The following is an 18,309-nucleotide window of genomic DNA, read 5'->3' as shown; positions in this document are numbered from 1 at the left end:
GGCATGGTCGCGACCAGCACGTCCCAGTTGAAGAAGGTTTCGAGGAGGCTCATGCGCGGCAGGAAGACGACCGACGGGCCGGACGCGCCGTCGAGCAGGGTGCGAAGCTCGGCCGGGGTGGCGGCGCAGCCGGCGTCGCCGTGAGCCGCCCGCAGCCGCGCCGCGAAGCCCATGTCGGCCCCCGCCGCAACGACGCGCGCGCTCTCCGGGGCGGTCGCGGGGGCGGCCTCGGCCTCCGGCGCGTCGACGCCGACCGGCAGCTCGACGGCGAAGGTGCTGCCGTGGCCCGGCGTGCTGCGCACGGAAATGCGCCCGCCCATCAGCTCGGCGAGCTGCTTGCAGATGGCGAGCCCCAGCCCGGTGCCGCCGAAGCGGTCGAGGATCGTCTCGTCGGCCTGGGCGAAGCTCTCGAAGATGCGCGCCTGCGCCTCCGGCGCGATGCCGACGCCGGTGTCCTCCACCTCGATGGTCAGCCAGGCGCGCCCCTCCTTGCGCGGGCCGGCCAGCAGGCGCAGCAGCACGTGGCCGTCGCGGGTGAACTTCAGCGCGTTGCCGACGAGGTTGAACAGGATTTCCTGCACGTGCTTGCGGTCGGCCTCGACGAAGCGCGGCGCGTCGGCGGCGATCTGCAGCGCCAGCGCCAGCCCCTTCTCCTGCGCCTGCGGGGCCATCATGGCGCGCAGCGAGGCGGCGACCTCCACCACGTCGAAGCGCGCCTTGCGCAGCGGCATCCGCCCCGCCTCGAGGCGGGAGAAGTCGAGCAGCGTGTTGATCAGCTCGAGCAGCGACTGGCCGGCGGAGCGGATCAGCCGCACCGAGCCGAGCTGGTCGCGCGTCAGAGGCTGCTGGGCCAGCAGGTCGCTGAGCCCGATGACCGCGTTCAGAGGCGTGCGCAGCTCGTGGCTGACGCTGGCCAGGAAGGCGCTCTTGGCGCGGCTCGCCTGCTGCGCCTCGTGCGTCGCCTGCGACAATTGCCGCAGCAGACGCGAGACGTAGAGCGGCAGCACCACCAGCCCCAGCCACAGCCCCGCCGACAGGCCCGGATGCAGCGCCCAGAAGCCGGTCGTCCACAGCACGACCGAGAAGCCGGCGAGGCCGATCGCCCCCGCCGTGAAGATGTAGCGCACGCCGAAGCGGAAGCCGTTGCCCAGGATCGTCCACAGATAGAGCGGGTAGAGCAGCCCGGCCGACTCGCCGGCGGCGGCGGCGATCCACGAAATCATCGTGAAGTCGTGCACCATGGCGAACAGGCGGCGGCCCACCGACACGCCGGGATGGCGCAGCAAATGCGCGAAGATGGCGGCGGTGACGAAGAAGAACAGCGCGAAGGAGGGCAGCGTGCGCGCCAGCAGCGCCGCCATCTCCGGCGAGGACGGCGCGTGCAGGGCCATGATGCCAAGCGCGATCGCCGCGAAGACGCTGCGGTTCAGCGTCATCTCGTGCTCGGTATCCGGACGCTTTTTCAGGCGTTCGCGAATGGATCGAAGCGTTATCATCTATATTCTTATGTTTCCGGCAGAATTACTTGGCCCGCCTTTCCCCTGCCGGACCCGGCAATGATGTGAACACAAACTAAACCACGAGACGCAAAATAGCCAGATGGTTCGCAATACGTATAGGAGTTGGGAGATCAGCCATAGCGCCATGCTCCGGCTAAAGAAGACTCGCATTTGATTTATCGAAAACCGTCAAAGTCTGCCGATGGACTCGAACGCTTGGGCGGCGGCGGAGCGAATCAGGCGGCGGGCGTCCCGGCGCGCAGCCGGCGGCGGATCTCCTCGCCCAGCAGCAGGCCGCCGGCCCGCGTCGCCTCGGACTGGTGCGAGAAGCCGACCTCGGCGAGCCGCAGCTCCAGCTCGAAATGGCTGACGGCGAGGCGCATCAGGTCGGCATTGGCGCGCAGCGCCGCCAGCGCCTCGTCGACGGCGCGCTCGGCCTGCTCGCGCGTCCACTCCAGCAGCGACAGCGTGCTGTCGTCGAAGATGCCGGCGAGGCGCTCGCGCAGGCGGGCGACGGAGAAGTCCAGCGCCGCCTCGGCGATGCGCGCCGCCTGGATCTCCACGCTGGCCGAATAGAGCGCCACCTGCAGCAGCGCCGCCACCACGTCCTCGTCGTCGACCTGCTCGGCGCGGCCCTCGCGCAGGAAGACGTCGTAGATGAAGCGCGGGCGCTCGTTGCAGCTGGCGCGCAGATTGGCGAGCCGCGTGGTGGTCGACTGCACCCGCCCGGCGAGGTCGAGCCGGTCGGCCGTCGCCGGCGTCGCCGCGTCGCGGCGTGTCCAGCCGCGCGGGCCGCCGGCGGCGCGCAGCAGCCTGTCGGCCCAGCGCCGGGCGAAGGCGGGCGCCTTTGCGGGGCGGTCGATTGATTCCGGTTCAGACATGGCCCGGTGTTATCGCGGCAACATTGTTGCTGCAACTTGTGGTTTGTAAATCCTGATAGAAATCAATCGCAGGTCGGCGCCACCCCGACCACGGATCGCCGGCGCGGCGCATGGCGCGCGGGCTCCCGAGCGCGGCCCCGTCGGCGGCGCTCGGAGGCGGCTGGGCGTAGAGGCGGCGGCGCGGCCAGGAAGCCGCGCCGCCTCATCAAACTCAGGCGGCGGCCGAGGTGACGGTCGCGACGGTGGAGATCGTCTTCAGGATCTGCGAGGCGATCTGATAGGGGCAGCCCTGCGAGTTCGGGCGGCGATCCTCGAGATAGCCCCGCCAGCCGTTGTTGACGAAGCTGTGCGGCACGCGGATCGACGCGCCGCGGTCCGCCACGCCCCAGCTGAAGGTGTGGATGGAGGCCGTCTCGTGCTTGCCGGTCAGCCGCATGTGGTTGTCCGGGCCGTAGACGGCGATGTGGTCCTCGCGCGCCGTCGCGAAGGCGGCCATCAGCGCCTCGAAATAGGCCTTGCCGCCCACCTCGCGCATGAACGCAGTGGAGAAGTTGCAGTGCATGCCCGAGCCGTTCCAGTCGGTGTCGCCGAGCGGCTTGCAGTGGTACTCGACGTCGATGCCGTAGCGCTCGGTCAGCCGCTCCAGGAAGTAGCGGGCGATCCACAATTCGTCGGCGGCCCGGCGCGAGCCCTTGCCGAACACCTGGAACTCCCACTGGCCCTTCGCCACCTCGGCGTTGATGCCCTCGTGGTTCAGGCCGGCGGCGAGGCAGATGTCGAGGTGCTCCTCGACGATCTGGCGCGCCACGTCGCCCACCTTCGAGAAGCCGACGCCGGTGTAGTAGGGCCCCTGCGGCGGGGGGTAGCCGTATTCGGGGAAGCCGAGCGGGCGGCCGTTCTTGTAGAGGAAATACTCCTGCTCGAAGCCGAACCACGCGCCCTCGTCGTCGACCAGCGTGGCGCGGGCGTTGGAGGGGTGCGGCGTCACGCCGTCCGGCATCATCACCTCGCACAGCACCACCGCGCCGTTCTTGCGGGTGACGTCGGGGACGATGCGCACCGGCTTCAGCACGCAGTCGGAGCTGCGGCCCTCGGCCTGGTTGGTGGAGCTGCCGTCGAAGCCCCAGTTGGGGAGCTGTTCCAGCGTCGGGAAGCTCTCGAAGTCCTGGATGCGCGTCTTGCCGCGCAGGTTCGGCGTGGGCGTGTAGCCGTCCAGCCAGATATATTCGAGCTTGTACTTCGTCATGTCTTCCTCGCCTGGAGCATCGTTCCGCCGGCTGGCGCCGTGGGCGGGCGATGCGACTACACACAATGGAGACGGGCGACCCGTCGCGGCCGGGGCGTCGCCGCGCGCAACGCGCTGGCGGCCCCACGGGCGCGACCAACTGAAAGCAGGATGCGTGCCACGCGGCCGGTCGGGCGAACGTCCGGCGTGCCGCGCACGGAGGCGGCGAAGTGCCTCATTTTTAGGCGAACTGCCACCTTTCCGTGCAGATGTGGGAGCGCCGGCGCTCAGCCGAAGATCGACCAGCCCATCCGGCGCGACAGCATCTCAAGCGCCTCGCGGCCGAGATGCGAGTTGCCCGAGGGGTCGAGCCCGGGCGACCACACGGCCAGCGACGCGCGGCCCGGCACGATGGCGAGCACGCCGCCGCCCACCCCGCTCTTGCCCGGCAGGCCGACGCGGAAGGCGAACTCGCCCGAGCCGTCATAGTGGCCGCAGGTCAGCATCAGCGCGTTGATGCGCCGCGCGCGCTGGGGGCTGACGACGGCGTGGCCGGTGGCGGGGTGCCGGCCCCCGTGCGCCAGGAAGCGCCCGGCCATGGCGAGCTGCCGGCACGACATGGCGATGGCGCAGTGGTGGAAATACACGCCCAGCGTGAACTCGATGGGGTTCGTGACGACGCCGAACGAGCGCATGTAGTTGGCCAGCGCGGCGTTGCGGAAGCCGGTGCGCTGCTCGGAGGCCGCGACCGCCTCGTCGATGCGGATCGTCTCGTCGTCGGCGAGGAAGCGCACGAAGCGCAGGATCTCGCCCAGCGCCTCGCGCGGCTGGTGGCCGGAGAGGATCAGGTCGGTCACGGCGATGGCGCCGGCGTTGATGAACGGGTTGCGCGGCACGCCGCGCTCGTGCTCGAGCTGCACGATGGAATTGAAGGCGCTGCCCGAGGGCTCGCGCCCGACGCGCCGCCACAGCCGGTCGCCGGCCATGCCGAGCGCCAGCGTGAGGGTGAACACCTTGGAGATGCTCTGGATGGAGAACGGCGCGTCGGCGTCCCCGCCCGCCGCCACGCGCCCCTCCGCGTCCACCGCGCACAGGCCGAACCGGCCGGGGTCGACATGCGCCAGCTCGGGAATGTAGTCGGCCACGCTCCCCCGGTCGGGCCGCGCCTTCATCTCCTCGGCGATCTCGCGCACGGCGGCGCTCAGGCGGTCGAACTCGGCGCTCATGTCTCGTCCCACGCTCTCCCCGACGCCTCCGGCGGCCGGCACGGCGCATCCCATGCCGGAGTTGGGGCGCATTGGGAAGGGGGAGCGGCGGGGAGGGAGACGCGGCGTCGCGGGCTCGGGCCGGCCGGCATGATTAAGCGAGCAAGGCGCAACGAATAAGCGATTTAAGTTAGAAGTCCGTCGAGTTAAATAATTACAGTAGAAATGCGCCTAGTCCGAAGCATTGTTTGACAGACTCGTTGCATCGATGCCAGCTTCGACCGTATTTGGAAGCTCGACAACGTGACTCTTCGACAACGTGACTCTTCGACAACGTGGCTGGATGTCGATGTCGTCGTTGCCGATGCGTCGAGCGGCCGATCGGGAGCCGCCATGCCGAGGGACCAAGACGTCCGCCCGGCGATGGCGGCGTTCGATGTGGCGGATTGCGGGCGCGTCTGGCGGGCTGCCGAGGCCCGCCCGCGCGGATGACCGGGGGATCGATGAACCAGTCCTTTTTCTCCGCGCCGCGCGCGGGGCGTGCCGCTAGCCGGCGCGGCGACTGCCGGCGCGTGCTGCTCGGCTCGACCGCCCTGACCCTGGCGCTGGCGCTGGGCGGCCCGGCGGGCGCGGGCGACCTGGCCGTTCCCTCCGGTACCACCGTCGCCAACACAGGCAGCCGCGCCGACGACGTCCTGTCGAACGCCGGCAGGATCCATAATTTTGGCGCCTGGACCGGCGACGTTCTGTCGAACGTCGGCACGATCATCAATTACGAAACCTGGACCGGCGACGTGGCGTCGAACGCCGGTCGCATTGAGAACCACGGCGCCTGGACCGGCGACGTGACCGTCATGGACGGCGGCACGTTTTATACGTTCAATCATTTGGCGGGCGGCATCGACAACCGGGCCGGCGGCATCGTGCTGGCGCAGGGCGAGGTCGATGGCCCGATCTCCAACGCCGGCACGTTCAACGCCGGCGGCGCGCAGCAGGGCGGCAACACGTTCGCCAATACCGGGACGGGGCGACTCAACCTTGGCAGGGACTACTCGTTCACCGGCATTTCGACGCTGACGAACAGTTCGACCGCCGCGGTCGGCGTCAAGGTCGAATACGGCGCCACGCTGTCCGCCAGCGCGATCGTCAACGCCGTCGGCGCGACCATCACCAGCCTCGGCACGCTCGAAGGGGCGACTATCGGCAACGCCGGAACCATCAACGCGCAGGGCAGGGCGCTCGGCGCGATCACGAACCGGGGCTCGGGCATTTTCAACGTCACCGGCGAGCTGACGGGCGACAACACGTTCGACAATACCGGGACGTCGCAACTGGTCGTCAAGTCGCGCGGCTCGTTCCGCGGAATCACGAGGCTGGATAACAGCTCGACCGCCGAGGTCGGCGTCCTTGTCGAATCCGACGCCGTGCTGGGGGCGACCAACATCGGCAACGGCGCCCGCTCGACCATGGTCGTCGACGGAACTCTGTATGGCGCCGTCGTCAACGCCGGGACGCTGAAGGGCACGGGGGCGGTCGTGGGCGACGTGACCGTCCAGTCCGGTGGCGTGCTCGCGCCGGGCTCGGGCGTGGCCGGCACGACAATGTCGGTGGCAGGCGCCCTCGTCTTCGAGGCCGGCTCGACCTACAAGGTCGCCGTCAGCCCGACGGCGGCCTCGCGCGCCGATGTCACGGGCGTGGCGACGCTGACCGGCGGCACTGTGCAAACGGTGTTCGCGCCGGGCAGCTATCTCACCAGGCAATACACGATCCTGCACGCCAACGGCGGGTTCGGCGGCACCACCTTCGCGGGCCTCAGCGGCAACGTGCCGGCCGGGTTCAGGCAAAGGCTGTCCTACGGGACCGACGACGTGTATCTGGACCTCAAGGCCTCGCTCGGCTACGGAGCGTCGCTCGTCGGCAACCCCGCCCGCGTCGCCGACGCGCTCAACACGTATTTCGACGGCGGCGGCGCGCTGCCGGCGAAGTTCGTCGCGGTGTACGGCCTCACCGGCGACGCCCTGCGGTCGTCGCTCTCGTCGCTGTCGGGCGAGGCCGCGCTCGGCGGCCAGGGCGCGACGTTGCAGGCGGGCCGGCAGTTTCTGGGCGCGATGCTCGATCCCGCCGCCAGCGGGCGCGGCGATGCCGCCAGCGCCATCGGCGGCGCGGCCCCGGCGCTCGGCTACGCGCCGGAGCCCCCCGCGCCGCGCGGCCCGCTCGCGGCCGTGAAGAGCGACGCGCCGGCCGCGGCCGCGGCCGCGCCGCGCTGGACTGGCTGGGCCATCGGCTTCGGCGGCGAGGGCCGGCTGTTCGGCGACGGCGCGACGGGCGCGGCCGGCGTCGCCTCGAACGTCGCTGGCGTCGCCTCCGGGTTCGACTACCGCGTGTCGCCCGACACCACGCTCGGCCTCGCCTTCGCCGGCGGCGGCACGAACTGGTCGATGAAGGGCGTCTCCGGCTCCGGCCGCTCCGACTTCTTCCAGGCCGGCGTCTATGGCGCGACGCGCTTCGGCCCGGCCTATGTCGGCGGCGCGCTCGCCTTCGGCAACGACTGGACGACGACGAGCCGCGTCGCCGCCGGCGATCCGCTGCGGGCGCGCTATCAGGCGCAAAGCTGGTCGGGGCGGCTGGAAGGCGGCTATCGCTTCGCCACGTCCTTCGGCGGGCTGACCCCCTACGCCGCCGTGCAGGCGCAGGACGTGGCGACCCCGGCCTACGCGGAACGCAACCTGGCCGCCGGCGGCTTCGGCCTCAGCTTCCTCAGCCATCACGGCGACGCGACGCGGGCCGAACTCGGCGCGCGCTACGACTTCTCCGCCCCGCTCGCCGCCGCCACGCTGACGCTGCGCGCCAGGGCGGCCTACGCGCACGACTGGGTGAAGACGCCGTCGGTCGACGCGTCGTTCCAGGCGTTGCCGGGCTCCGGCTTCACCACGCTCGGCGCGACGCCGGCCCGCGACCTCGCCCTGCTCTCCGCCGGCGCGGAACTCGCCTTCGCCAACGGCGTGGCCGTGTTCGGCAAGATGGAAGGCGAGTTCTCCAACAAGGGCAACAGCTGGTTCGGCTCGGCGGGCGTCAAGTACGTCTGGTAGGCGGACGGGGGCGGGGGACGCTGGGCTCCCACGACTCCGCGCGACGGGACGGAAGCGCGCGGCCGGGGGGCGACCCCCGGCCGTTTTCGCATTGGAGGGGGGCTGAGATCCCCCGTCCGGGCCGCGCTCCCCCGCCTCGGGCCGCGCCTTCATCTCCCCGGTCGTTCTCGCCGCGATCCGCCCGAACCCTCGCCGGGCCGCCCGCTTCCTCCCCGCCCGCCGCGACCCGGCGGTCATATCCCGTCCCACGCTTTCCCCGACGCCTCTGGCGGCCGGCACGGCGCGTCCCCTGCCGGAGATGGGGGACGTTGGGGAGGGGGAGCGGGCGGGGAAGAATTTAGTGGCTCCGTGAAATGAGATCAGTTGGTCAAAATTAGCTCATAGACCGTAATCGCATATCTCAAACTAATACTTTGTAGAAAGTACACTTGGCAGTTGACGCTCCTCGCGAGCGTTCGTCGAAGCATGTGCTATATTATACCGAATCGTAAACGCGGTTTCAAAGTTTCTACACCTGAGGGTTGAGGGCGCGACTCATGTTCGAGGTATTCGTTGCTTATGCGTCGGGTAATCCATATCAGGCCGACATGATAACAAAAGCGGCAACGAGGGCATCAAACGGAACACGCCGTATCCTCCCGTGGTCTGGACGAGATGCGTCCGGAAGCCCGATTTCTGACTCAGTAGAATCATGGATTGAGAAGGCAGATGCCTTCGTCGGTGACATATCGGTTGTGAATGACAACGTCACATACGAATTAGGCCTAGCAATTGGCTTCCAAAAGCCCGTTCGGCTAATTCGCTCGGAACATGTCCCATTCGATGAGGTCAAAGTTATTGGTCTGATCGATACTATGGGTCACGATCCATACACGTATCAGGAAAGTCTTACTCGAATCTTTGAAAAAGAAGATGAATCGTTCCGCTGGCCAGAGGTTCAGAAAAACAGAGAACAACCGGTATTTGTGTTGCAACCGTCAGTCGCAAGCGATGCCTCGTTGAGGCTTACGAGTGCAATAAAGAAAATCGGTCGATTAAAATTCAGGAGCTTCAATCCAGCAGAAATCAGTCGGCTGAATGCGTCTGAAGCTTATGAACATACAATGTCATCCTTCGGAATTGTCGCGTTCTGGGAAGAAGGCAACACCGAGAAAGCGAGAAAGAATAATCAACGAGCTGCATTTATCATTGGCCTAGCCCGAGGTCACGGAATTCCCGCCCAGCTGATAGCGCCTGAAAATTCGCGTCTCCCGCTTGATCTTCAGGACATTGCGGTACGGTGGGTACAATTATCCGACTTAGATGCTATTATTTCAGAATTCAGAAATGGAGTAACAGAATTTCAACATGATCACGTAGAGATCAAGAGCCAAGACGCTAATTTGTTGAATCGATTGCACTGTGGCGATCCTACGGCCGAAAACGAGGCATCAGCGCTCTCCGAGTACTTCCTTGAAACAGAGGCTTACCAGAAAACCTTGGCCGGCCACGCTAATATCTTAGTTGGCCGTAAGGGCAGCGGAAAAACCGCTGTGTTCCTTCAGGTGCGTGACATCACACGAGTAAACAAACACAATATAATTGTTGATCTGATGCCAGATGGGCATCAGCTCATAAAACTTAAAGAAATAATATTTGACCATCTAAGTCTCGGATCGAGAAAAGAATTTATCTCTGCCTTCTGGCAGTACATCCTTTGGCTTGAGATTGCGTACAAATTACTCGAAAAAGATGAACAACGAGCATACAGAGATCAGGTAATATTAAAGAAATACATACGTCTAAGAGAACTGTTCGATGCTCGCGTGGATACAGGCTTCGGAGATTTTTCCGAAAGATTGAAACTTCTGACCCAAAATATAGTTGAGCGGTTTCAAAGCGTCGTGCCGGATGGAAAAGACGTCCGTCATCTAGACTCTTCAAAAATTCTAGAGATGGTTTATGGCCGTGATATTGGTATGCTTCGGGAAGAAGTCACCGGCTATATGAAGATAAAAGGATTTGTATTTTTTTTAATGGATAATTTGGATCGCTTCTGGACACCAGGTGGCTTTAACGCACTCGATGCACAAATAGTAATCGGTCTCGCTGAGGCAATGCAAGAGATTGCAAGAAAATTCCGGAGAGAGAGGCTTGATTTTCGGTGGTCGATTTTCATTAGAAGTGATGTCTACGAATTCCTTATCTTCGGAATGGCGGACTATGGCAAGCTGTCGGTAAGCAGCTTGGAGTGGAGCGATAGAGAGTTGTTGAAGAATTTGTTCGTGAAGCGAATTGGCGCAAGTGTCGCTTCCATTCCGTGGAACAAATTATGGACGTCTGTGTCGGTGACATCGGTCAACGGGATGGAAACCCTCGAGTTTCTGGTCCAAGCAAGTATGATGCGACCTCGTTATCTGATAAGGTTATTTGAGACGGCGAGGCGTAGAGCCGTCACATTCAACAGAACAAAAATCGATGAATCCGATTACAAGATGGCGCTTCATGAACTGGGGTGGCAGGTAATGGAAGACTTAGACCGTGAAATTACCGATCTGGTTCCCGAAAGTGCCGATCTCTTATACGAGCTGATTAACCAGTCCGAAGATCTAACGCCCGCAAAATTTCGCTACATGGCGGGGAAACGATTGTCGGATTCCGCGATGATTGAGAGGCTCCTCGATGTCATGCTCTGGAACGGGAGCATTGGCGTCGTGTCAGGAGGAGCGCCAAAATACATCTTTGACTGCGGCTACAAACGCCCGTATCTGGCTTCGATAATCAAGGCCGACCCGACTGTCGGACTGCGCCTGCATCCAACTTTGAAGTCCGTCGAGCATCGTTCCTAGAAAGACCCTGGTGGAGCTGATGAGATTCGAACTCACGACCTCTGCAGTGCGATTGCAGCGCTCTCCCAACTGAGCTACAGCCCCTTCCGGGTGCGGGCCTTGTAGGTGCGGGGCGCGTGGCTGTCAATCGCAATTCGCGTCCCGGCGGCGCGTGCCCGAAGGCTGCCTTTCGGGCGTCCCGCCACCCGCCCTCCGACCCTCCTGGTCATGCGTCCATTTCGCGCGGCCGGCGACGCCCGGCTGCTCGCATCCGCCCCCCGCCGGGCGGGCGCTCTTGTGGCTTGCGGGCGCGGCGGCTAAACCTTGGCGCGCCTGCCTCACCGGAGTCGCCCATGCGCGCCATTCTCGACGTGGTCCTGCTCGTCCTCGACCTCTACACGTGGGTCATCATCGCCTCGGCGGTGCTGAGCTGGCTCGTCGCCTTCAACGTCGTCAATATCCGCAACGACGTGGTGCGGGCGATCTGGAACATGATCAACCAGCTCACCGAGCCGCTGCTGCAGCCGATCCGCCGCCGGCTGCCCGACATGGGCGGGCTCGACATCTCGCCCATCGTGCTGCTGCTGGCCGTGTTCCTGCTCCAGCGCGTGATCGCCTACTACATCTATCCCAACGTGTTCTGATGGCGGCCGGCGGCGACGCCCCCTGGCGCGCCGAGCCGGGCGGGCTCGTCGTGTCCGTGCGGCTGACGCCCAAGGGCGGGCGCGACGCGCTGGACGGCGTCGAGACGCTGGCCGACGGACGCCGCGTGCTGAAGGCGCGCGTGCGAGAAGCCCCGGAGGACGGGCGCGCCAACGCCGCGCTGCTGCGGCTGGTGGCGAAGGCCTGCGGCGTCGCTCCGGGCCGCGCGGCATTGACGGCGGGGGCGAGTTCGCGCTTGAAGACGCTGCGAATCGAGGGCGATCCCGCCGCGCTGGCCGCCGCCCTCGCATCCGCCGTCCCGGCCTGACCGGCCCAACCGCAGGAGCGCCCATGACCGCCACGCTGATCGACGGCAAGGCCATCGCGGAAAACCTGCGGGCGCGCATCGGCGCGTCGGTGGCGGCGCTGCGGGCCGAACACGGCGACACGCCCGGCCTCGCCGTGGTTCTGGTCGGCGACAACCCGGCGAGCCAGGTCTATGTCCGCTCCAAGGCGCGCCAGACGGCCGAGGCCGGCATGCGCTCCATCGAGCACAAGCTGCCGGCCGAGACGACGCAGGAGGAGCTTCTGGCGCTGGTGGCGCGGCTCAACGCGGACCCGCAGGTCGACGGCATCCTGGTGCAGTTGCCGCTGCCGGCGCAGATCGACGCCGACCGCGTGATCGAGGCGATCGACCCGGCCAAGGACGTCGACGGCTTCCACCCGATCAACGCCGGCCGGCTGGCGACCGGCACGGGCGGGCTCGTGCCGTGCACGCCGCTCGGCTGCGTCACGCTGCTCAAGAGCGTGCGGCCGGACCTCGCCGGGCTCGAGGCGGTGGTGGTCGGGCGCTCCAACATCGTCGGCAAGCCGATGGCGCTGCTGCTGATCGCCGAGAGCTGCACGGTGACGGTGGCGCACTCGCGCACGCGCGACCTCGCCGCCGTGTGTCGGCGCGCCGACATCCTCGTCGCGGCGGTCGGCCGGCCGGAGATGGTCAAGGCCGACTGGATCAAGCCGGGCGCGATCGTGATCGACGTCGGCATCAATCGCGTCGCCGCGCCGGAGCTCGGCGAGGGCAAGACGCGCCTCGTCGGCGACGTCGACACCAAGGGCGCGATGGCGACAGCGGGGGCGATCACGCCGGTGCCCGGCGGCGTCGGGCCGATGACCATCGCCTGCCTCCTCGCCAACACGCTGACGGCCGCCTGCGCCCGCCGCGGCTGGGCGGCTCCGGCGCTGTAGGCCGGCTGACGGGTCGGCGCGGACGCCAGTCCGCCCCCGTCCCCGGGATGCCGGAGCCTCGGCGGAGGCAGGCCCGGGGCCCAGCGCATGGATGGTGCCGCGTAGCGGCGCTGCATGAGCCCTTTTCCCTATTGGCGCGCTTCGCGCGACATATTGCGCTAGGCCCCGGATGCGGTTCCGCTGGCGCTGCACCGCTCCGGGGGCGGGCGGGCTCGCGCCCGCTTGGGCGGACCCTGCCAGAGCCACGAAGCCTGGCCGCAATCTCCGGCCTCAGCCTCCAGCCGCCCGCCCCCTCCGCCGAAGGTCGCAGCTTGGGGGCGGGGGCGTGGCCTTGCCGGGCGGGGGCGCGGACGGCATGCTGGCCGCCCAACGCGGAGGACCCATGTCGCACGCCGTCGCCAGCAAGACCGATCCGGGCCGTTTCCTCGAGGATTTCCGCATCGGCGAGGAGATCGTCCACGCCACGCCGCGCACCGTGACGGCGGGGGACGTGGCGCTCTACACCGCGCTCTACGGCCCGCGCTTCGCCGTGCAGTCGTCGGACGCCTTCGCCCGCGCCATCGGCTATCGCCACGCGCCGGTCGATGACCTCCTGGTGTTCCACATCGTGTTCGGCAAGACGGTGCCGGACGTGTCGCTCAACGCGGTCGCCAATCTCGGCTACGCCGACGGGCGCTTCCTCGCCCCCGTCTATCCCGGCGACACGCTGGCCACGACCTCGCAGGTGATCGGCCTGAAGGAGAACTCCAACCGGCAGACCGGCGTCGTCTATGTGCGCTCGACGGGGCGCAACCAGCACGGCGATCCGGTGCTCGACTATGTGCGCTGGGTGATGGTGCGCAAGCGCGACCCCGGCGCGCTGCTCGTCGAGCAGTCCGTGCCGGAGCTGCCGGACTGCGTGCCGGTCGACCGGCTCGGCGACGCCTGCCCCATCGTCGACGCCGCCGCCTACGACACCACGCTCGCCGGAAGCCCGTTCCGCTGGGAGCACTACGCGGTCGGCGAGCGCATCGACCATGTCGACGGCATGACGGTGGAGGAGGCCGAGCACATGCTCGCCACCCGCCTCTACCAGAACACCGCCAAGGTGCATTTCGACCAGTTCGCCCAGGCCAAGGGGCGCTTCGGCCGGCGGCTCATCTATGGCGGGCACGTCATCTCGCTCGCCCGCGCGCTGTCGTTCAACGGGCTCGCCAATGCCTTCCACGTCGCGGCGATCAACGCCGGGCGGCACGTCGCGCCGCTGTTCGCCGGCGACACAGTGTATGCGTGGAGCGAGATCCTCGACAAGCAGCCGCTGCCCGGCCGCGACGACGTGGGCGCGCTCCGGGTGCGGATGGTGGCGACCAAGGACCGCCCCTGCGCCGACTTCCCGCTGGCGGAGGGCGAGGGCTACGACCCGGCGGTGATCCTCGACCTCGACCTCTGGCTGCTCGCGCCGATGTAGGGGCGGCGTCGGGTCGAGGTGGCGCGCAAGGTGACGCGCCGGGCCTTTTGCGGCAGCATGGGGAAGGAGCCCCCATGCGAATCCCCATCGACACCGTCCTCCTCGTCGTCGACGTCCAGCACGCCATCGACGACCCGTGCTGGGGGCCGCGCAACAATCCCGACGCCGAGGGGAATATCGCCGCGCTGATCGCGACGTGGCGCGAGGCGGGCATGCCGCTCGTCCACGTGCGCCACGATTCCGTCGAGCCGCGCTCGCCCTACCGGCCGGGCGCGCCAGGCCACGGCTTCAAGCCGCAGGCTGAGCCTCAGCCGGGGGAGCGCGTCGTCGCCAAGAGCACCGGCAGCGCCTTCGCCGGTACCGGGCTGGAGGAGCTTCTGGCCGAGGGCGGCCACACCACGCTCGTGGTGTGCGGGGCGCTGACCCACAACTCGGTGGAGACGACGGTGCGCCACGCCGGCTGCCTCGGCTTTCGCGTCTTCGTGCCGGAGGACGCCTGCTGGGCGGCGGCGCGGGTGGACCGCGCCGGCCGGCAATGGTCGGCGGAGGAGGTCCACGCCCTGTCGCTGGCGAATTTGCACGGCGAGTACGCGACGGTGGTCGACACCCGCGCCGCCATGCTCGCGGCGCTGGTCATCGCCTCGCGGCGGCGGCCGGCGCGCTCGGCCTGAGGCTCAGCCCGTCACCAGCCCCGCCTCGGCGGAGCGCAGCGGCTGGTCCATGAACTGCGCCTTGGCCAAAGCGGCGAAGCGGCCGCCCTTGGCGACCAGCTCGTCGAAGCCGCCGGCCTCGACGATGCGGCCCTGCTCGAACACCATGATGCGGTCGGCGTTGCGGATGGTGGCGAGCCGGTGGGCGATGACCAGCGTCGTGCGCCCGGCCATCACCTCCTGCAGCGCCTGCTGGAGCTTCGTCTCGGTGCCGGCGTCGAGCGCCGAGGTCGCCTCGTCGAGGATCAGGATCGGCGGGTCCTTGAGCAGCGCGCGGGCGATTGAGACGCGCTGGCGCTCGCCGCCGGAGAGCGAGCGGCCGCGCTCGCCGACCACCGTGTCCAGCCCCTCCGGCATGCGCTCGATGAATTCGCGCGCCTGGGCGCGGTCGATGGCGCGCGCCAGGTCCTCGTCGGAGGCGTCGGGGCGGCCGACGCGCAAATTCTCGTCGATCTCGCGGGCGAACAGCATCGGCTCCTGGAACACCACGCCGATGTTGCGGCGCAGAGACGACAAGGTCACGTCGCGGATGTCGTGGCCGTCGACCAGGATGCGCCCGCTCTGCGGGTCGAAGGCGCGGTGCAGCAGGCCGAGCGTGGTCGACTTGCCGGAGCCCGTGGCGCCGACCAGCGCCACCGTCTCGCCCGGCTTCACGGTGAAGCTGACGTCGGCCACGGCGGCGCGCTTGCCGTCGTAGGAGAAGCTGACGTTCTCGAAGCAGACGTGGCCCTCCACCTTGGGCAGCTCGAGGGCGTTGGGCGCGTCGCGCACGGCGGGCACGGTGTCGATGACCTCGAAGAAGTCGCGCAGCTTCGGCACCTGCAGCAGCATGGCGTTCATGAAGCTCACCGCCTGCTCCATGCGGGTGATCAGCATGGTGGCGAGGCTCATGAAGGCGACGATCTCGCCCACCGTCGCCTGGCCGCGCAAATTGAGCCAGGTGCCGAGCAGGAAGATGCCGAGGATGGTCAGCGTCGCCGAGGCGCGCGTCGCCACCGCCGCCAGCGCCCACCAGGAGAGCACCGGGATCTGCGCCGTGAGCAGCTTGTCGATGATGCCACGCAGCTCGCGCCCCTCCTGCTCGATGCGCGTGAAGCTCTGGATCACCGGCACGTTGCCCAGCGCGTCGGAGGCATGCTCGGCGAGGCTGGAATTGTACACCTCCACCGAGCCCTGCATCGTCTCCGTCTTGCGCAGCACCAGCGTGGTCAGCGTGGTGAACACGGCGAGCAGCAGCACCAGCATCAGGCCGAGCCGCCAGTTGATGAACACGGTCAGCGGCAGCAGCACCACCAGCGCCACGAACGACGCGAAATGCTCGCGGAAGAACGACAGCAGCAGGCCCTGGATGCCGGCGGCGCCGTCCAGCATCACCTTCAGCACGCGGCCGGAATGGGTGGTTGCGTGGAAGGAGAGCGGCAGCGTCAGCACGTGCTCGAAGAAGTCGGCGACGATGGCGAGGCGGCGGCGGTGCGACAGCCGGTCGGCGTGCAGCGCCACCAGCACGCCGCCCCCGATGGTGAACAGGCCGAAGCCGACCCAGGCGGAGGCGAGCGGCAGCAGGTCGCCCCAGCGCGGTTGCACGCCGGTCGCCTGGGCGCGCGACAGCAGGTCGACGATGCGGCCGAACAGCACGGGCTCGGCGAACTGCGCGATGGCGAGCAGCACGTTGGCCACGGCGAGCACCACGCCGAGGCGCGCTTCCGGACCGAGCTGGCGCAGCACGCGCAGATAGAGGCGGACGAGGTTCATGGTCGGGCGCACCGAGGCTCGGCCGGCCGGAAACCGCCGGCCACCGGTCGACAATAGCGCGTCATCAACGGGGCCGCAGCTTAACCGTTCCTTCAGCCGGCGTTTCTAAGGTCGACATATTGCGGGGAGCGCAGAAGCGCCCGTTTGCAACGCAGGATGCGGAATTTCGATCATGGACTTAGCCACTTCCGTCGGGCTGGCCATCGGCATTGCCGTCGTCTGCACGTTGATCCTGCTGGGCGGCAGCTTCTCGCTCTTCTACGACATCCACGCCATCATCGTGATCGGCGGCGGCTGCACGGCGGCCACCATCATCCGCTTTCCGTTCAGCGCCATGCTGCACGGCTTCCCGATGGGGCTGCGCTACGCCTTCACCATGCGCAGCATGAGCCCGCGCGACCTCATCGAGGAGGTCACCCGCGTCGCCGAGGTGGTGCGCAAGAACGGCCCGATGGCGCTGGAGAACGTGCAGGTCGAGGACCCCTTCCTGGCGCAGGGCCTGCGCTACATCGCCGACGGCTACGACCGCGACTTCATCAAGGACACGCTGGAGCGCGACCGCGACAACTTCCTGCAGCGGCTCGACGAGGGCCAGAAGATCTACCGTTCCATCGGCGACGCCGCCCCCGCCTGGGGCATGGTCGGCACGCTGGTCGGCATGGTGCAGATGTTCGCCAACATGTCGGACCCCTCCAAGCTCGGGCCGTTCATGGCGGTGTCGCTGCTGGCGACGCTGTACGGCGCGCTCGTCGGCAACCTGTTCTGCCTGCCCATCGCCGACAAGCTGCACCTCAAGCTCGAGGACGAGGACATCTCGCGCAGCCTGATCATCGACGGCATCCTCCAGATCCGCGACTCCAAGAGCCCGGCGGTGGTGCGCGAGATGCTGATGGCCTACCTGCCGGACCATCACCGCCACGAACTCGCCGACGCCTGAGCGGGACACGCGGAGATGGCGCGCAAGAAGGGCGGGCACGGCGGCGGCGGCGGGCATGGCGGCTGGTTCGTCACCTTCGCCGACCTGATGGGCCTGCTGATGAGCTTCTTCGTGATGCTCACCGCCATGTCGACGCAGGACCAGAAGAAGATGCAGATGGTGGCCGGCTCCATGCGCGACGCCTTCGGCTCGCAGCGGGAGTTCCGCTATTCCGGCATCGTCGAGGCGGACGGCATTCCGGTCCGCCCGCACCTGAAATACGTGAAGGACGCCGCGCCCGAGGAGGGTTCGGACTTCACCGCCCCCGCCCAGCACTCGCGGCCCGACAACGGCCTCGCCGTCACCAAGTTCGACCGCGCCTTCGCGCTCGCCTCGGCCTCGCTCCGCCAGGCCCTGCAGGACCTGCCGGAAATCGCGGAGGTCTCCAAGTCGGTGATGATCGAGGAGAGCAAGGACGGCCTCAACGTGTCGCTGGTCGACCAGGACGGCCGCGCCATGTTCGCCGACGGCTCGCGCGAGCCCAACGAGCGGACGCGGCGCATCCTGGAGAAGATCGCCCCGGCGCTGCGCCGCCTCCCCAACCGCATCACCGTCACCGGCCATACCGCGGCGGCCCGCCCCGGCGAGCGGCCGGCGGTCGGCGCGTGGGACATCTCGACCGGCCGGGCCATGTCGGTGCGCGAGATCCTCGCCGCGCAAGGCGTGCCGGACGGCCGCTTCGCCGCCGTGACCGGCAAGGGCGACACCGACCCGATGTTCCCCGACAACCCCTACATGGCCGCCAACCGCCGCGTCTCAATCCTGCTGATGTACGAAGCCCCGCCGCTGCCAGAGGGCAAGTTCTAAGGGCGGTCCTGCGACGCCCGGCGA

General features: G+C 67.6%; 14 protein-coding genes and 1 tRNA gene. 9 read left to right on the top strand and 6 right to left on the bottom strand.

What is annotated here, in order from left to right:
* The 4 genes from NK718_RS18640 to NK718_RS18625 form a co-directional block, all read right to left on the bottom strand.
* Positions 1-1,436 (bottom strand): sensor histidine kinase (locus NK718_RS18640; protein WP_254745412.1); only part of this gene is annotated, 1,436 nt, incomplete at its 3' end.
* Positions 1,437-1,735: 299 nt separating this feature from the next.
* Positions 1,736-2,380, bottom strand: a complete 645-nt coding sequence (locus NK718_RS18635) for a hypothetical protein (protein ID WP_254745411.1) — start codon at positions 2,378-2,380, stop codon at positions 1,736-1,738.
* Positions 2,381-2,591: 211 nt separating this feature from the next.
* Entirely contained in the window at positions 2,592-3,626 is a 1,035-nt protein-coding gene (locus tag NK718_RS18630) for a glutamine synthetase beta-grasp domain-containing protein (protein ID WP_254745410.1), read from the bottom strand.
* A gap of 266 nt (positions 3,627-3,892) precedes the next feature.
* On the bottom strand, positions 3,893-4,831 hold the full coding sequence (locus NK718_RS18625) for a glutaminase (RefSeq protein ID WP_254745409.1): 939 nt from the start codon (positions 4,829-4,831) through the stop codon (positions 3,893-3,895).
* Between the two features lie 482 nt (positions 4,832-5,313).
* On the opposite strand from NK718_RS18625, the gene NK718_RS18620 reads away from it, so the two are divergent.
* On the top strand, positions 5,314-7,899 hold the full coding sequence (locus NK718_RS18620) for an autotransporter outer membrane beta-barrel domain-containing protein (RefSeq protein ID WP_254745408.1): 2,586 nt from the start codon (positions 5,314-5,316) through the stop codon (positions 7,897-7,899).
* A gap of 536 nt (positions 7,900-8,435) precedes the next feature.
* Positions 8,436-10,727 (top strand): P-loop ATPase, Sll1717 family, encoded by a 2,292-nt coding sequence (locus NK718_RS18615; RefSeq protein ID WP_254745407.1) that lies wholly within the window; start codon positions 8,436-8,438, stop codon positions 10,725-10,727.
* A gap of 8 nt (positions 10,728-10,735) precedes the next feature.
* On the opposite strand, the gene NK718_RS18610 is transcribed toward NK718_RS18615, so the two are convergent.
* A tRNA-Ala gene (locus tag NK718_RS18610) sits at positions 10,736-10,811 on the bottom strand.
* A gap of 248 nt (positions 10,812-11,059) precedes the next feature.
* Between NK718_RS18610 and NK718_RS18605 the strand changes: the two genes are divergently transcribed.
* From NK718_RS18605 to NK718_RS18585, 5 genes are all read left to right on the top strand, one after another.
* Positions 11,060-11,350, top strand: a complete 291-nt coding sequence (locus tag NK718_RS18605) for a YggT family protein (protein WP_254745406.1) — start codon at positions 11,060-11,062, stop codon at positions 11,348-11,350.
* Complete coding sequence (locus NK718_RS18600) at positions 11,350-11,676, top strand: DUF167 family protein (protein WP_254745405.1); 327 nt, start codon at positions 11,350-11,352, stop codon at positions 11,674-11,676. The genes NK718_RS18605 and NK718_RS18600 overlap by 1 nt, the downstream gene beginning before the upstream one ends.
* Before the next feature lie 23 nt (positions 11,677-11,699).
* The gene (gene folD / locus NK718_RS18595) at positions 11,700-12,593 is read left to right on the top strand and encodes a bifunctional methylenetetrahydrofolate dehydrogenase/methenyltetrahydrofolate cyclohydrolase FolD (RefSeq protein ID WP_254745404.1); all 894 of its coding nucleotides are present in this window, start codon (positions 11,700-11,702) and stop codon (positions 12,591-12,593) included.
* Positions 12,594-12,975: 382 nt separating this feature from the next.
* Entirely contained in the window at positions 12,976-14,040 is a 1,065-nt protein-coding gene (locus NK718_RS18590) for a MaoC family dehydratase (RefSeq protein ID WP_254745403.1), read from the top strand.
* A gap of 74 nt (positions 14,041-14,114) precedes the next feature.
* Positions 14,115-14,711, top strand: coding sequence for a cysteine hydrolase family protein (locus NK718_RS18585; RefSeq protein ID WP_254745402.1), 597 nt, complete (start codon positions 14,115-14,117; stop codon positions 14,709-14,711).
* Between the two features lie 3 nt (positions 14,712-14,714).
* Here the strand turns inward: NK718_RS18585 and NK718_RS18580 are convergent, their stop codons facing one another.
* Complete coding sequence (locus NK718_RS18580) at positions 14,715-16,502, bottom strand: glucan ABC transporter ATP-binding protein/ permease (protein WP_254745401.1); 1,788 nt, start codon at positions 16,500-16,502, stop codon at positions 14,715-14,717.
* 172 nt (positions 16,503-16,674) lie between these two features.
* Here NK718_RS18580 and NK718_RS18575 point away from each other — a divergent pair, with 172 nt between their 5' ends.
* Both NK718_RS18575 and NK718_RS18570 read left to right on the top strand, forming a co-directional pair.
* Positions 16,675-17,439 carry a motility protein A gene (locus NK718_RS18575; protein ID WP_254745400.1) on the top strand — a complete coding sequence of 255 codons (765 nt, stop codon included), beginning with the start codon at positions 16,675-16,677 and terminating at the stop codon, positions 17,437-17,439.
* A 15-nt stretch (positions 17,440-17,454) separates the two neighbouring features.
* Positions 17,455-18,285 (top strand): OmpA/MotB family protein, encoded by an 831-nt coding sequence (locus NK718_RS18570; RefSeq protein ID WP_254745399.1) that lies wholly within the window; start codon positions 17,455-17,457, stop codon positions 18,283-18,285.
* Positions 18,286-18,309 lie beyond the last annotated feature (24 nt).

Source organism: Alsobacter ponti (genome assembly GCF_024294805.1).
GTDB classification, from domain to species: Bacteria; Pseudomonadota; Alphaproteobacteria; order Rhizobiales; family Beijerinckiaceae; genus Alsobacter; species Alsobacter ponti.
This window is presented reverse-complemented; position numbering and strand designations above follow the sequence as displayed.

Bases quoted from the DNA above. Each gene is read 5' to 3' on its own strand.
- NK718_RS18635 (WP_254745411.1), bottom strand. From the start codon at position 2,380: ATGTCTGAACCGGAATCAATCGACCGCCCCGCAAAGGCGCCCGCCTTC.
- NK718_RS18630 (WP_254745410.1), bottom strand. From the start codon at position 3,626: ATGACGAAGTACAAGCTCGAATATATCTGGCTGGACGGCTACACGCCC.
- NK718_RS18625 (WP_254745409.1), bottom strand. From the start codon at position 4,831: ATGAGCGCCGAGTTCGACCGCCTGAGCGCCGCCGTGCGCGAGATCGCC.
- NK718_RS18620 (WP_254745408.1), top strand. From the start codon at position 5,314: ATGAACCAGTCCTTTTTCTCCGCGCCGCGCGCGGGGCGTGCCGCTAGC.
- NK718_RS18615 (WP_254745407.1), top strand. From the start codon at position 8,436: ATGTTCGAGGTATTCGTTGCTTATGCGTCGGGTAATCCATATCAGGCC.
- NK718_RS18605 (WP_254745406.1), top strand. From the start codon at position 11,060: ATGCGCGCCATTCTCGACGTGGTCCTGCTCGTCCTCGACCTCTACACG.
- NK718_RS18600 (WP_254745405.1), top strand. From the start codon at position 11,350: ATGGCGGCCGGCGGCGACGCCCCCTGGCGCGCCGAGCCGGGCGGGCTC.
- folD (WP_254745404.1), top strand. From the start codon at position 11,700: ATGACCGCCACGCTGATCGACGGCAAGGCCATCGCGGAAAACCTGCGG.
- NK718_RS18590 (WP_254745403.1), top strand. From the start codon at position 12,976: ATGTCGCACGCCGTCGCCAGCAAGACCGATCCGGGCCGTTTCCTCGAG.
- NK718_RS18585 (WP_254745402.1), top strand. From the start codon at position 14,115: ATGCGAATCCCCATCGACACCGTCCTCCTCGTCGTCGACGTCCAGCAC.
- NK718_RS18580 (WP_254745401.1), bottom strand. From the start codon at position 16,502: ATGAACCTCGTCCGCCTCTATCTGCGCGTGCTGCGCCAGCTCGGTCCG.
- NK718_RS18575 (WP_254745400.1), top strand. From the start codon at position 16,675: ATGGACTTAGCCACTTCCGTCGGGCTGGCCATCGGCATTGCCGTCGTC.
- NK718_RS18570 (WP_254745399.1), top strand. From the start codon at position 17,455: ATGGCGCGCAAGAAGGGCGGGCACGGCGGCGGCGGCGGGCATGGCGGC.